Origin of the sequence: Rhodococcus sp. ACT016, from assembly GCF_050477185.1 — a bacterium.
GTDB lineage: Bacteria > Actinomycetota > Actinomycetes > Mycobacteriales > Mycobacteriaceae > Prescottella.
On record NZ_JBEAET010000001.1, the window covers coordinates 3,020,784 to 3,034,424 of the forward strand.

At 66.8% G+C, this 13,641-nt stretch carries 13 protein-coding genes and 1 pseudogene; 4 read left to right on the plus strand and 10 right to left on the minus strand.

The window, feature by feature from the left end; translation table 11 throughout:
- Window positions 1-2: 2 nt before the first annotated feature.
- From cysT to ACQ5DX_RS13915, 7 genes are all read right to left on the minus strand, one after another.
- Window positions 3-890, minus strand: coding sequence for a sulfate ABC transporter permease subunit CysT (gene cysT, locus ACQ5DX_RS13885; protein WP_430333173.1), 888 nt, complete (start codon window positions 888-890; stop codon window positions 3-5).
- On the minus strand, window positions 890-1,921 hold the full coding sequence (locus tag ACQ5DX_RS13890; RefSeq protein ID WP_430333174.1) for a sulfate ABC transporter substrate-binding protein: 1,032 nt from the start codon (window positions 1,919-1,921) through the stop codon (window positions 890-892). The genes cysT and ACQ5DX_RS13890 overlap by 1 nt, the downstream gene beginning before the upstream one ends.
- 198 nt (window positions 1,922-2,119) lie before the next feature.
- Window positions 2,120-2,209: an Ms4533A family Cys-rich leader peptide gene (locus ACQ5DX_RS13895; protein ID WP_430333175.1), complete on the minus strand. Its 90-nt coding sequence runs from the start codon at window positions 2,207-2,209 to the stop codon at window positions 2,120-2,122.
- Window positions 2,210-2,363: 154 nt separating this feature from the next.
- Window positions 2,364-2,588, minus strand: coding sequence for a hypothetical protein (locus ACQ5DX_RS13900; RefSeq protein WP_430333176.1), 225 nt, complete (start codon window positions 2,586-2,588; stop codon window positions 2,364-2,366).
- 93 nt (window positions 2,589-2,681) lie between these two features.
- The gene (locus ACQ5DX_RS13905) at window positions 2,682-3,713 is read right to left on the minus strand and encodes a sulfate ABC transporter substrate-binding protein (RefSeq protein WP_430333177.1); all 1,032 of its coding nucleotides are present in this window, start codon (window positions 3,711-3,713) and stop codon (window positions 2,682-2,684) included.
- 247 nt (window positions 3,714-3,960) lie between these two features.
- The gene (locus ACQ5DX_RS13910; protein ID WP_430333178.1) at window positions 3,961-4,050 is read right to left on the minus strand and encodes an Ms4533A family Cys-rich leader peptide; all 90 of its coding nucleotides are present in this window, start codon (window positions 4,048-4,050) and stop codon (window positions 3,961-3,963) included.
- A gap of 141 nt (window positions 4,051-4,191) precedes the next feature.
- Window positions 4,192-5,346 carry an RNA-guided endonuclease InsQ/TnpB family protein gene (locus ACQ5DX_RS13915; protein WP_430333179.1) on the minus strand — a complete coding sequence of 385 codons (1,155 nt, stop codon included), beginning with the start codon at window positions 5,344-5,346 and terminating at the stop codon, window positions 4,192-4,194.
- A gap of 89 nt (window positions 5,347-5,435) precedes the next feature.
- Here ACQ5DX_RS13915 and ACQ5DX_RS13920 point away from each other — a divergent pair, with 89 nt between their 5' ends.
- Entirely contained in the window at window positions 5,436-7,406 is a 1,971-nt protein-coding gene (locus ACQ5DX_RS13920; protein ID WP_430335657.1) for a glycoside hydrolase family 15 protein, read from the plus strand.
- 51 nt (window positions 7,407-7,457) lie between these two features.
- Window positions 7,458-7,832 carry a VOC family protein gene (locus ACQ5DX_RS13925; RefSeq protein WP_430333180.1) on the plus strand — a complete coding sequence of 125 codons (375 nt, stop codon included), beginning with the start codon at window positions 7,458-7,460 and terminating at the stop codon, window positions 7,830-7,832.
- A 1-nt stretch (window position 7,833) separates the two neighbouring features.
- On the opposite strand, the pseudogene ACQ5DX_RS13930 reads toward ACQ5DX_RS13925, so the two are convergent.
- Window positions 7,834-8,774: pseudogene (locus ACQ5DX_RS13930) on the minus strand (NAD(P)H-dependent flavin oxidoreductase).
- 11 nt (window positions 8,775-8,785) lie between these two features.
- A complete protein-coding gene (lepA, locus tag ACQ5DX_RS13935; RefSeq protein WP_430335658.1) occupies window positions 8,786-10,762 on the minus strand; it encodes a translation elongation factor 4 in 1,977 nt (658 codons plus the stop codon).
- Window positions 10,763-11,546: 784 nt separating this feature from the next.
- Between lepA and ACQ5DX_RS13940 the strand changes: the two genes are divergently transcribed.
- On the plus strand, window positions 11,547-12,104 hold the full coding sequence (locus ACQ5DX_RS13940; RefSeq protein ID WP_430333181.1) for a type II toxin-antitoxin system PemK/MazF family toxin: 558 nt from the start codon (window positions 11,547-11,549) through the stop codon (window positions 12,102-12,104).
- A 74-nt stretch (window positions 12,105-12,178) separates the two neighbouring features.
- Here ACQ5DX_RS13940 and ACQ5DX_RS13945 read toward each other — a convergent pair whose 3' ends face one another.
- On the minus strand, window positions 12,179-12,949 hold the full coding sequence (locus ACQ5DX_RS13945) for an aquaporin (RefSeq protein ID WP_430333182.1): 771 nt from the start codon (window positions 12,947-12,949) through the stop codon (window positions 12,179-12,181).
- Window positions 12,950-13,283: 334 nt separating this feature from the next.
- Here ACQ5DX_RS13945 and rpsT point away from each other — a divergent pair, with 334 nt between their 5' ends.
- Entirely contained in the window at window positions 13,284-13,544 is a 261-nt protein-coding gene (rpsT, locus tag ACQ5DX_RS13950) for a 30S ribosomal protein S20 (RefSeq protein WP_430333183.1), read from the plus strand.
- Window positions 13,545-13,641: the final 97 nt, after the last annotated feature.

Genomic DNA, 13,641 nt, shown 5'->3' on the forward strand with positions numbered 1-13,641 from the left:
CTTCACTGCGCATTCTCCTCTCGGCGCTGGTTGCGGGCCGCGAAGATTCGCAGGACGAGCAGCGTGACGAACGCGATCGCCAACAGCGTCACCGACACCGCGGCGGCGCTGACCGGACGGTCGATCTCGATCTGCTGCTGGATGTACTGCGACGCCACCTGCGTCTCCCGGGGGATGTTGCCGCCGATCAGCACCACCGATCCGTACTCACCGATGGCGCGGGCGAAGGCCAGTCCGGCACCGCTGATGACCGCCGGCGCCAGCGTCGGCAGGACCACAGAGCGAAAGATGGTCCAGTTGTTCGCACCGAGCGATGCGGCAGCCTCCTCCACCTCGCGGTCCGCCTCCATCAGTACCGGCTGCACCGATCGGACGACGAACGGCAGGGTCACGAAGGCCAGCGCCACGATCAGGCCCGGCTGGGTCGCATTGAGGTGCACCCCGATCGGGCTCTGCGGCCCGTACAGCGACAGCAGCACGATGCTCGCCACGATCGTGGGCAGCGCGAACGGTAGGTCGATGAACGCGTTGATGATTCGCTTGCCGGGGAACTCGTCGCGCACCAGCACCCAGGCGATCAGCGTGCCCATCACGACGTTGACGAGCGCGACGATCACCGAGACCACCACTGTCACCCGCAGCGCGGCGAGCGCGCCGGGTGCGATGATCGCGTCCCAAAATCCGGCCCACCCGTCCTCGAACGACGTGACGGTGAGCGCCGCCAGCGGCAGCAGCACGATGACGCTGAGCCACAACGCGGCGATCCCGATTCCCAACGGGCCGACCGCCCCGGTGACGGCGAGTTTGCGTCGGAAGCGCCCCTGCGGTCGTGGTGGCGGTGGTGCAGTCTGCGTCGACGGTTCCGTCGGCTGTGTCGTCACTGTCGTCATCACTTCGTCGCGTTCTCGTAGATGGCGGCGATCCGGCCCGAGTCCTGCTCGAACAGATCCTGGTCGACGGTGTCCCAGCCACCGAGATCGGCGACGGTCCACAGCTTCTGCGGCTCCGGGAACCCGGCCGCGTACTCGGTCATGACGGCGGCGTCGACGGGCCGGAACCCGGCCTCAGCCCACTGTCGTTGTGCCTGCGGGGTGTACAGGTAGTCGCGGAACGTGATCGCGGTGGACGCGTTCCGGCCGGTGGAGACCACTGCGACCGGGTTTTCCACCTTGAACGTCACCGGCGGGGTGACATGCTCCACCGGATCGCCCTTGCGTTCGGTGAACAACGCCTCGTTCTCGTAGCTGAGCAGCACGTCGCCGGTGCCCTGCAGGAACATCTCGGTGGCCTCACGACCCGACTTCGGCTGCACCTTCACGTGCTCGCCCACCAGCTTCTGCAGGTAGTCGAGACCGGCCTGCGGGTTCTTCCCGCCGTCGCTGGCGGCGGCGTAGGGCGCCAACAGGTTCCACTTGGCCGAGCCGGAACTGAACGGGTTCGGGGTCACGACCTCGATCCCGGGACGCAGCAGGTCGTTCCAGTCCCGGATGTTCTCGGGATTGCCCTTGCGGACGACGAGGGTGACCACCGACCCGAACGGGACTCCGCCGTAATCGTTCTCGTTCCAGCTCTTGTCGACCAGTCCCGCCTCGACGAGGCGGGTGATCTCGGGCTCGACCGAAAAGCTCACCAGATCGGCCTGCGCGCCGTCCTTCACCTTCCGCGACTGGTCACCGGAGGCGCCGTACGACGGATTGAACCGCACGCCCCTGCCGCCGTCGGTCTCGGCGAACGCCGCGGTGACCTTGTCATAGCCGGGCTTCGGGACGCCGTACGCGAACAGGTTGATCGTCCCGCCGCTGCCGTCGGCCCCCACGTCGGCACCGCCCATGACGTCACTCGACCCACCGCTACACCCGGTGAGAGCGACGGTTCCGGCCGCGACGAACGCGGCCAGGAACGAACGGGACCGATGGTTCATAGGGATTTACCTTCCTACAGTGCCGGCAAATGCAGAAGAGCTCGCGCGAGATCGACCCGACCGTACGGTCGGGTAGCCAGAGGCCCTGAGATGGGGAGGTGTTCGCAGCGCACGCACCGCTGAGCGGAGGGTCTACAGAAAGGCGACGCGTTCGGACCGAACGCACGTGTCACCGCAGAGCGAACACCGGGGCCGGAATCAACAACAGTCGATGTCGGCGACTGCGAGTCGGCCCACAGCGATCAACGCCAATTCATGGCGGACCTGGTGAGCGACTACTTCAGACACGCGGCCGACTTTAGCAGAGCCATCGACAGCGCCCGAACTGAGCGGTCTGCGGCGTGCGACTCAGGTGGTGTGCCGGGTCAGCGGGTGAAGTACCAGGCGATGACGACCAGGATGATCAGCGCGATCAGCGCCAAGGTCACGCGTGAGCGTGGCATCAAGAACCCTCCACCGTAGTGTGCGCGTCCGCGCCGCCATCGGAACCGACCGATTCGGCACGACCGACCGCGGCGAACACCGCGGACAGCACGCGGTCGAGCAACCAGGCGATACCGAAGCAGGCTGGGATCATCACCGCGAGCACCAGGACGACCTGGGGGATGAACGGCAGGCCGGCGACCCACAGTTCAGCGCCGTCCCACCAGCTCGCGAATTGATCCACCCGACCACCCTAGCCGCTGCGCACGCGGCGACCGAACACGGTGCAACTGCCACCTCGTTCGGTCGCCGACACCGCACGTCGGCGGTTGCGGTCCTACTTCGTCGCGTTCTCGTAGATGACGGCGATGCTGCCGGTCCCCTGCTTGAACAGTTCCGCATCGACGGTGGACCAGCCACCGAGGTCGGCGATGGTCCACAACTTCTGCGGCTCCGGGAAGTCCGCCGCGAACTCCTTCGCGACGGCCGGATCGACGGGGCGGAAGCCAGCCTCCGCCCACAGCCTCTGCGCCTCGGGGGTATACAGGTAGTCGCGGAACGCGGTCGCCTGGGCAATGTTCCGGCTGTTCGAGATGACCGCGGCAGGGTTCTCGATCTTGAACGTCACGGGCGGGGTGACGTGCTCCACCGGGTCCCCGTTCCGCTCGGTGAACAGCGCTTCGTTCTCGTAGCTGAGAAGCACGTCGCCGGTGCCCTGCAGGAACGTCTCGGTGGCCTCACGACCCGACTTCGGCTGCACCTTCACGTGCTCGCCCACCAGCTTGTCGAGGTAGTCGAGACCGGCCTGCGGATTCTTGCCGCCGTCACTCTTGGCGGCATACGGCGCCAACAGGTTCCACTTCGCCGACCCGGAGCTGAACGGGTTCGGGGTCACGACCTCGATGCCGGGACGAAGCAGGTCGTCCCAGTCCCGGATGTTCTCGGGATTGCCCTTGCGGACGACGATCGTCACGACAGAGCCGAACGGAATTCCCTTGTACGCGTCGCTGTTCCAGTCCTTGTCGACCAGTCCCGCGTCGACCAGACGGGTGATGTCGGGCTCGACCGAGAAATTGACGAAGTCGGCCTGCGCGCCGTCCTTCACCTTCCGCGACTGGTCACCGGAGGCACCGTACGACGGATTGAACCGCACACCCTTGCCCTCCTCGGTCTCGGCGAAGGCCGCGGTGACCTTGTCGTAGCCGGGCTTGGGGACCGCGTACGCGAACAGGTTGATCGTGCCGCCGCTGCCGTCGGCGACGGTCTCGCCACCGCCGACGACATCACTCGAGCCGCCACTGCACGCGGTCAGAGCGACGGCTCCGATCGCGACGAGGGCGGTCAGGAACGAACGGGAACGATGCCTCATGGGGATTGCCTTCCTACCAGGCTGACGGGTGGAGTCGATGACGTATGCGAAAGCGGCCCGGCGCATGCCGGGCTACCGAACGCATGGAAAAGCGTGGGAACGCACGATGCGGACACATGTCCTGGAGTATGACGGCGTTCGAACGATCCGTACACACGGGACACAACCCGTGGTGAGCGGAGATGCGCGACGAATCAGTCTGCGGCGCAGACCAGTACCTGCGCGAGGGCGAACGCCTGGACTCGCGTCAGCAACAGTGAATGTCCGCGACTGCCAGATCACCGACGGCAATCAACGCCAACTGGTGGCGGACGCGGTGGGCGATGGCAGCAGACACGCCGCAGAGAGTAACAGACGTTCGTCCGGGTGCCGAGCGATGGGAATCGCGCCGCGCCGGCGAACGGTGGACGCGGACGGACGGACGGGTCGATGATGAGGTGTTAAAGCTTCCCCTTCCTGAAGGCAGGAGATTCCAAGCTCAGACCGCAACCGGACCATCCACCCGGAGGAGGTGATCCGATTGTCCGACGTCGTCGACACCTGTGTGGCCGCGTTCTGCCACAGCCAGGATCACCCCGGCAGCGTTCCGATCCCGCCCCGCGGAATACCGGCAGGCCGTACATCGGAAAGTTCGTTCCCCGAGTCCGAGTCGCTGCTTGGCTCTCGCGAAACAACCCGAACACGTCATCGTCGTATAGGCGGGCCGCACCAACACCACCCTCCGGCCGGCCCGCACACCACGCTCGATCAACTCCCGTTTCGCCGCACCGATCGCAGCATCCGCGGCCTTACGCGCCATCGTCGACTTGGCGAGGAACTTCGGCGTGAAGTCCTCGATCGCAATCAACTCATGGGTCTCGACGACCTTCTTCGCCCACACCCGGCTGTCATGCTGGGTTTGGCGGGCCGCCTTCTTATGCAGCCTGGCCGCCTTCCTTTTCGCACGCTGGTAGCCCTTGGATTGGGGTCCGCGTTTGCCGGTGTGGCGGCTGGCCATCTTTCGCTGCGCTTTGGCGAGTTCCGCGGCGCACCGTTTGCGGTGCCCGAGATACCGCAGATCGAACTCACTGTCCGTCATCGTGGCGGTGGTAGCCACACCCCAATCGACACCGATCCCGGCGGTAGCCTCCGGAGCGGCGGGTACGTCGCGGCGAACCACGAACGAGGCGTACCAGTGCCCGAGCGAATCCCTGGTGATGCGGACACTGGTCGGCTCGGACGGCAGCTCCCGCGACCACACCACCGGCATGCTGACGCCCTTCGGGAGTACCAGTCGGCCGTCGCGGACCTTGAACCCCCGGCGCGTGTACTCCAACGACAACAACGACTTCTTGCGGGACTTGAACGCCGGCCGACCACGACCCTTCACCGCGAACGACTGTTCCAACGCCTGCGCATACGTCCGCAACATCTGCTGCTGCGCCACCTGAGAACCGTCGCGCAGCCACGGATTGCGGGACCGCGCCGCCGTCAACAGCTTCGACAACTTCCCGAACGTCGGCCGCCCGCCCGACTTCTGCTGGTGGACAGCCTCGTTCCACAGGAACCGGCACCGATGCCACTCCTCGCTCAGCGCACGCTCCGCCTGCGCACCCGGGCGCAACCGGAACGTGTACCGCACGACCTCCCCCATACACGGCAACCTAGCCAACACCACCGACAGTAAGGAGAATGGCGCTTCCTCTCCCCCGTGAACGAGGGAGCTTCGGCGCCCAAAATCTGATGACGACTCAGGCCGACCAGCCCGTCACGACTCCGACGGCGGACTCCGACGAGGTGGCACCGAAGCGTCGCAGCGCCTTCCCCCCGATCGACGACTACGCATTCCTCTCGGATTGCGAGACGAACTGCCTGGTCGCACGCAACGGCGCCGTCGAGTGGATGTGCCTCCCGCGCCCCGACTCCCCCAGCGTGTTCGGCGCGATACTCGACCGCAGCGCCGGGCACTTCCGGATCGGACCGTACGGCCAGAACGTACCGTCGGCGCGGCGCTACCTACCGGGTGGGCTGATCCTGGAGACCACGTGGCAGACCCAGACCGGCTGGCTGATCGTGCGCGACGCCCTCGTGATGGGCCCGTGGCACGCCAACGAACAGCGCTCCCCCACGCGCCGTCGCACACCGTCGGACTGGGACGCCGAACACATCCTGTTGCGGACCGTGAAGTGTGTGAGCGGCACCGTCGAGTTGGAGATGAGCTGCGAGCCCGCGTTCGACTACCACCGCGCCCCGGCTTACTGGGAGTACACCGGCAAGGTCTACGAGGAGGCCAGCGCAACCAGCCGCGCCGGCGGCGACGGCGAGTATCCGACGCTCCGATTGACGTCGAACCTGCGTCTCGGGCTCGAGGGCCGCGAGGCTCGCGCCCGCACTCGCATGGTGGAGGGCGACGACGCGTTCGTGGCACTGTCGTGGTCGGAGTTGACGGCCCCGCAGACGTTCGCCGAAGCCGCCGACAAGATGTGGCAGACCACCGAGTGCTGGCGGCAATGGGTGACGATCGGGCGATTCCCCGACCACCCGTGGCGGAGCCACCTGCAGAGCAGTGCGCTGACCCTCAAGGGTCTGACCTACGCACCGACCGGAGCCCTGCTCGCCGCACCCACCACGTCGCTGCCGGAAACCCCCGGCGGCGAACGTAACTGGGACTATCGGTACGCGTGGGTGCGGGATTCGACGTTCGCGCTCTGGGGGCTCTACACCCTCGGGCTCGATCGTGAGGCCAACGACTTCTTCTCCTTCATCTTCGACTCCGCACAGTCGGACAACGGCGACCCGGCCCCATTGCAGGTGATGTACGGCGTCGGCGGCGAGCACACCCTCGTCGAAGAGGAGCTCAGCCACCTCAAGGGGTACGACGGGGCCCTGCCCGTGCGGATCGGCAACGGCGCCTACAACCAGAACCAGCACGACATCTGGGGCACCCTGCTCGACTCGGTGTACCTGCATGTCCGGTCGCGCGACCAGGTCCCCGAGACGCTGTGGCCGCTGCTCCAACGGCAGATCGAGGAGGTCGTCGAGCATTGGCGCGAGCCCGACCGTGGGATCTGGGAGGTGCGCGGCGAGCCGCAGCACTTCACGTCGTCGAAGATCATGTGCTGGGTGGCACTCGACCGCGGCGCCAAGCTCGCCACACTGCACGGCGAGAAGGCCTATGCGACGCAGTGGAGCGAGATCGCCGACGACGTCAAGGCCGACGTCCTCGAGCACGGCGTCGACGAGCGCGGGGTGTTGACGCAGCGCTACGGGCACCCGTCCCTCGATGCCTCGCTGCTGTTGGCGCCGCTGCTGCGGTTCCTGCCCGCCGACGATCCCCGCGTCCGGGCCACGGTCCTGGCGATCGCCGACGAGCTCACCGAGGACGGCCTGGTGCTCCGCTACCGGGTCGAGTCCACCGACGACGGCCTGTCCGGCAAGGAGGGCACGTTCACGATCTGCTCGTTCTGGCTGGTGTCGGCGCTCGTCGAGATCGGCGAGGTGAAGCGGGCCAAGGACTTGTGCGAGCGGCTCCTCGCGTTCGCGAGCCCTCTCAAGCTCTACGGCGAGGAGATCGACCCCAAGACGGGCCGACACCTGGGCAACTTCCCGCAGGCGTTCACCCACCTGGCGCTCATCAACGCCGTCGTGCACGTCATCCGCGCCGAGGAGTCCGGCCACACCGGGACCTTCCAGCCCGCGCACGGACCGTCCTGACATCAGTCGTCGAACTGCACGACTGTCGGTGACCTGTGTCACCATCGGCGCATGCTTGATCATCTGGGAGTCCAATGCGCCGACACCGCAGCGAGCGCGGCGTTCTACGACAAGGTGCTCGAACCGCTCGGCGCGGTTCGAATCAAGGAGTACGGCCCGGTCATCGGGTACGGCGTGCCGCCGGAGCCCGACTTCTGGATCAGCCCGCTGGTCCCCGCCGATGCCGGCTTCCGCGAGAACCACATCGCGTTCCGAACCGACACCCGGGCCGCGGTGGACGCGTTCTTCGCCGCCGCTGTCGAGGCCGGGGCCGAGGTGCTGCACGAACCGCGCGAGTGGCCGGAGTACCACCCCGGCTACTACGGCGCGTTCGTCCGCGACCCCGACGGAAACAACGTCGAGGCGGTCTGTCACCGACCCGAGTAGCTCACGGGGTGGTGAAGGCGCGGCGCAGCAGTTCCTCGGCGTCCGCCGCGATCGACCGCACCACGTCACCGGCCGGGCGCATCTCGGTCACCAGTCCCGCGGCCTCGCCCGCGTACACGACCCCCTGGTCACTGTCTGCGGGATTGTAAGCGGCAGCGAGGGTTTGATTGTCGGCGCCCTTGCCGTCCCACTGCGCGGTGTAGTCGTTTGCCAGCGCCCGGCCGCCCCAGCGCGTCGGCCACGGCTGGTCGCGCGCCTGGTCGAAGATCGACGTATAGACAGTGTCGGCGCTGCCGGCCTCGATCAGTTTCCGCTGCGCGTACTCCGGGCCGATCGTCTCGGGGCTGGCGAGCAGCGCGGTGCCGATCATCGCGCCCTCGGCGCCGGCGGCGATCACCGCGGCCAACCCGCGACCCGTTCCGATCCCGCCGGCGGCGAGCACCGGCAGCGTCGTCGCGTCGAGCACCTCCTGCAGCAGCGGCAACGTGCCGATGCGTCCGGTGTGACCGCCCGCCTCACCGCCCTGCGCGATGACGAAGTCGACGCCCGCCCGCTCGACCACCCGCAGGTCGTCGATCGTGTTCACCTGTGAGACGGCCAGCGCACCGGCCGCGTGGACCCGCGCGACTACGGGGCCGGATCGCCGAACGACAGCGACACCACGCGCGGCTTCTCGGCCAACGCCGCGTCCAGCAGGGTGTCGTCGACGTCGAGGGACCACGTCATCAGCCCGATGCCGAGCAGACCGAGGCCGATCTCCCGCGCGATCGCGGACTCCTCCGCGATCCAGTCCGGAGTGGCGTACCGGGCGGCGCCGAGCAGACCGAGGCCGCCGGCCCGGGTCACCTCACCGGCCAGTCGACCGCCGGCGCGTCCGCCCATAGGGGCACCGAAGATCGGCACCTCCAACCCGAGCTCACGGGTCAACCAGGTGCCGATCATCGAGTGTCCTCCTACTTGCCCTTGGGCTTGTCCGCCACCGACTCGTTCGACAGCGCCGCCACGAAGGCCTCCTGCGGGACCTCGACGCGACCGATGGTCTTCATCCGCTTCTTGCCCTCCTTCTGCTTCTCGAGCAGCTTGCGCTTACGGCTGATGTCGCCGCCGTAGCACTTGGCGAGCACGTCCTTGCGGATCGCGCGAATGTTCTCGCGCGCAATGATCTTCGAGCCGATCGCGGCCTGGATCGGCACCTCGAACTGCTGACGCGGGATCAGCTCGCGCAGCTTGGTGGTCATCTTGTTGCCGTAGGCGAACGCGGCGTCCTTGTGCACGATCGCACTGAACGCGTCGACGGTCTCGCCCTGCAGCAGGATGTCCACCTTCACCAGCGCGGACTGCTGCTCACCCGACTCCTCGTAGTCGAGGCTGGCGTAGCCCTTGGTCCGCGACTTGAGAGCGTCGAAGAAGTCGAACATGATCTCGCCCATCGGCAGCGTGTAGCGCAGCTCGACGCGGGTCTCCGAGAGATAGTCCATGCCCCCGAGCTCACCGCGTCGGGACTGACACAGCTCCATGATCGCGCCGGTGTACTCACTCGGCGCGATGACGGTGCACTTGGCCATCGGCTCGTACACCTCGCGCACCTTGCCCTCCGGCCAGTACGACGGGTTGGTCACCTCGTGCTCGGAGCCGTCCTCCATCACCACTCGGTACACCACGTTCGGTGCGGTGGAGATGAGGTCGAGGCCGAACTCGCGCTCGAGTCGGTCCCGGGTGATCTCCATGTGCAGCAGGCCGAGGAAGCCACAGCGGAAGCCGAAACCGAGGGCCACCGAGGTTTCCGGCTCGTAGGCCAGCGCCGCGTCGTTGAGCCGCAGCTTGTCCAGCGCGTCGCGCAGCACCGGGTAGTCGGAGCCGTCCATCGGGTACAGGCCGGAGTAGACCATCGGCTTGGGGTCGCGGTAACCGGTCAACGGCTCGGACGCGCCGTTGCGGAAGGTGGTGACCGTGTCGCCGACCCGCGACTGCCGCACGTCCTTGACACCGGTGATCAGATAGCCGACCTCGCCGACGCCGAGGCCGGTGGTGGGCTTGGGCTCGGGCGAGATGATGCCCACCTCGAGCAGTTCGTGCGTGGTTCCCGTCGACATCATCGTGATCTTCTCGCGGGGACGGATCTTGCCGTCCACCACACGCACGTAGGTGACGACGCCGCGGTACGCGTCGTACACGGAGTCGAAGATCATCGCGCGCGCCGGACCGTCCGCGTCGCCCACCGGGGCGGGCACCTGCTTGACGACCTCGTCGAGCAGCTCCTTCACACCGACACCGGTCTTGCCGGAGACCTTCAGCACGTCCTCGGGTTCGCAACCGACGATGTGCGCGATCTCGGCGGCGTATCGCTCGGGGTCGGCGGCGGGCAGGTCGATCTTGTTGAGCACCGGGATGATGGTGAGGTCCTTCTCCATCGCCAGGTACAGGTTGGCCAGGGTCTGCGCCTCGATGCCCTGGGCGGCGTCGACGAGCAGCACCGCGCCCTCACAGGCCTCGAGCGCGCGAGAGACCTCGTACGTGAAGTCGACATGGCCGGGCGTGTCGATCAGGTGCAGCACGATCTGTTCGGTCGTACCGTCCTCGTTCTCGACCGTCCACGGCAGACGCACGTTCTGCGCCTTGATGGTGATGCCGCGCTCTCGCTCGATGTCCATGCGGTCGAGGTACTGCGCGCGCATCGCGCGCTCCTCGACGACACCGGTGAGCTGCAGCATCCGGTCGGCGAGCGTCGACTTGCCGTGGTCGATGTGCGCGATGATGCAGAAGTTCCGGATCTTCGACGGATCCGTGAACGTCTTCTCCGCAAAGTTGCTGCTCAAGCCCAATTCCCTCGTCTCACTCGCGCACCGACATCGGCCCGGTCCGGCATCCACCGCGTCCCGTGCCCACCCATCATCCCCTGGCCACAGGTGCGCGTACACATCCAGGGTCATGGCGGTCGACTCGAGAACACGGTACCGAGCCACGATCGGACGGCCGCCTCCTCGAGAATCGGTGGCGAGGCGAAGGAACTTGCGCATCGAGCAGCGGCCCTGTTCACCACCTAGCATGTCCTGCCGTGAGACGAACGGTCACCGCAGCGATCCTCGTAGTGCTCTGTTGGATTGCCGGCGCCGTCGTCGTCCGGCTCGGCCTCGATGCCGTGGACCGCACACCCTACTCGCAGACGTCGGAGACCCTGTATCTCGTGGTCGCGGGCGTTGCCCTCCTGATCGCGATCGGGGGAAGCGCCGCAGTGATCGGTCGCTTCCTGAGAACGAGGAGAAGCGACCCGCGGCGCCACCACAGAAGCACTGGGCGCACCGAAGACGGTGCGTGAGCCGACCAGACCACCGTTCACGCACTGGACGCCCACCCGTCGGCCGAATCGTCGAGCACCCGACACAGCTCGCACAACGAGTGCGGGCGATACGACGGCCCTCGCCCCGGCGCGCGATCGAATCCGCGGATGCGACTCCCCCGCGGACAGTCAGCGAATACGTGGAAGACCCTCCGGTCCAGCTGAGTTGTCGAGAAGTACGGCAACGCCTTCATCATGAAACATTTCGGTCCATCCTCCCCGATGTTCGAAAACCTCCACGACGAATCGGTCGAACCGAATCCGTCACCGGTTCATCGCCACAACCTTCCGTCCGAGTTACATCGGTGCACTTTCGAACATGCCCGGCACCGCGACGTGCACCTGACCGGGACCGAGACGCAACTAAGCTCGGCCCCATGGCGAGCACGTGGGGCAGCATCGGCAGGAAGCTCGGCGACTACGCCGTCCGGCAGGGCCCGAAACTGCTTCGGCAGCTTCAGAACACCGGGCCGGTCAAACGCGCGACCGAGGCGATCGCCGGGGCGCCGAACCCCTCGGTCACACCGGGGCGTCCGGTATCACGCAACTCCGCGCCCACCGCGCACCGTGCGCGTCGGATCGAATACGCCCCGAGCCTCGACGGCCGGGCCGACCCGGGCGAGATCGTGTGGACGTGGGTCGCCTACGAGGAGGACCCGACCCAGGGGAAGGACCGCCCCGTCCTCGTCGTCGGCCGCGACGGGGACACGCTCCTCGGGCTGATGTTGTCGTCGAACAGCGGCCGGGACGACGACCGCAACTGGCTCCCGCTGGGCGCCGGATCGTGGGACGCCGAGAACCGGCCCAGCTGGGTACGGCTGGACCGGGTGCTCGACGTTCCCGAGGCCGGCATCCGACGCGAGGGCGCCATCCTCGACCGTGACCGCTTCGACGTCGTCGCCACGCGCCTGCGCTCCGATTACAGCTGGACCTGATCGAACCGAAAAACCGAAACACGAGAGAGGCCCGGCACACCGTCGGCGGCGTGCCGGGCCCCTCACTGTCCGTGTCAGTCGTTGAGGCGGTTGAACCGTCCGAAGATGGCGCGGTAGATGACCGCACCCAGCGCGCCACCGATCAGCGGGAACACGATGAACAGCCACACCTGCGCCATCGCCCCGTCCTGGAACGGCGCGACCGCGAAGCTGCGGGCCGGGTTGACCGACGTGTTGTCGATCGGGATCGAGATCAAGTGGATCACCGCAAGCGTGAATCCGATCGAGACACCTGCGAGCGGAACGTCCGAAAGCTGGTCGGTGGACGCCAGCACCACGAAGACGAGCAGCGCCGTCAGAAGGATCTCCACCGTCATCGCGGCACCGATGCCGTAGCCCGGCAGCACGAGCTGGCCCAGCGGACCGGTCTCGGCCGAGGGGCTGTGCACACCCCAACCGTTGGCAGCGAGGCCGTCCGCGGCACGGTTGTAGGTGGGCAGGCTCTGGGCGATCGTGTAGACCGCCAACGCGGCCGCGAGACCGCCGACCACCTGAGCGGCCATGTAGATGCCCGCCTTCGCACCGCTGATGCGGCCGAGGATGAGGTGACCGAGCGTCACCGCCGGGTTCACGTGGCAGCCCGAGATCGGGCCGATCGAGTAGACCAGGAACATCAGCGTCAGACCGAACGCGAGCGCGATCCCGAGCTGACCGACCTTGGCCCCGGCGAATACCGCCGTTCCGATCGCAGAGAAGACCAGGACGAAAGTGCCGATACCTTCCGCCAAGTACTTCTTGAGATCCGAAATCTCTTCCTTTTCCGCAATTTCCTGTGCTGTTGACATACACCCACCTCTCGAACCCGCAGTTGATAGAGCTGTCGATCGGGACCTTACGTACAAGTTGGTCTGCTTTGCGTGATCTGGCGTGCGCAGGAGCGTGTCCGAGTCCGAATCGGTATGCCGGAGCACCGGATCCGTCGACCCGATTCGGGCGGCGCCCGAACGCCTCGAGTCCCGTTCTCGGCCGCTTCCACCGCAGGTGCGGGCACCTCTTCCCCGGCAGCGCACACCCACCGGTTTGAGTTCGCGGAGTGGGTGCTGGTAGTGTCGTCGGTCGGTACATACGTGTGCCCAGAGCTTTTCGACAGAAACCCGCAAAGACGACAGGATTTTACGCGTGGCCAACATCAAGTCCCAGGTGAAGCGGATCCGCACCAACGAGCGCAACCGACTCCGCAACCAGTCGGTCAAGTCCTCGCTGCGTACGGCGATCCGTTCCTTCCGCGAGGCCGCGGCAGCCGGTGACAAGGACAAGGCCGGCGAGCTCCTCGTCGCCACCAGCCGCAAGCTCGACAAGGCAGCCGGCAAGGGCGTCATCCACGCCAACCAGGCCGCCAACAAGAAGTCGGCGCTCGCGAAGGTCGCCAACTCTCTCTGACAAGTTTCTGACGGTTCCACCGTCGCAAGCTCTGTAGAACTAGCCCCCCGATCATCGATCGGGGGGCTAGTTCTTGTTCTGGGCGCCATGTTCCGGT

Excerpts from the sequence above, each read along its gene's own strand:
- lepA (WP_430335658.1), bottom strand. The coding sequence starts at position 10,762 with ATGACCCTGGATGTGTACGCGCACCTGTGGCCAGGGGATGATGGGTGG.
- ACQ5DX_RS13940 (WP_430333181.1), top strand. The coding sequence starts at position 11,547 with ATGGCGAGCACGTGGGGCAGCATCGGCAGGAAGCTCGGCGACTACGCC.
- ACQ5DX_RS13890 (WP_430333174.1), bottom strand. The coding sequence starts at position 1,921 with ATGAACCATCGGTCCCGTTCGTTCCTGGCCGCGTTCGTCGCGGCCGGA.
- ACQ5DX_RS13925 (WP_430333180.1), top strand. The coding sequence starts at position 7,458 with ATGCTTGATCATCTGGGAGTCCAATGCGCCGACACCGCAGCGAGCGCG.
- ACQ5DX_RS13920 (WP_430335657.1), top strand. The coding sequence starts at position 5,436 with ATGACGACTCAGGCCGACCAGCCCGTCACGACTCCGACGGCGGACTCC.
- cysT (WP_430333173.1), bottom strand. The coding sequence starts at position 890 with ATGACGACAGTGACGACACAGCCGACGGAACCGTCGACGCAGACTGCA.
- ACQ5DX_RS13905 (WP_430333177.1), bottom strand. The coding sequence starts at position 3,713 with ATGAGGCATCGTTCCCGTTCGTTCCTGACCGCCCTCGTCGCGATCGGA.
- ACQ5DX_RS13945 (WP_430333182.1), bottom strand. The coding sequence starts at position 12,949 with ATGTCAACAGCACAGGAAATTGCGGAAAAGGAAGAGATTTCGGATCTC.
- ACQ5DX_RS13915 (WP_430333179.1), bottom strand. The coding sequence starts at position 5,346 with ATGGGGGAGGTCGTGCGGTACACGTTCCGGTTGCGCCCGGGTGCGCAG.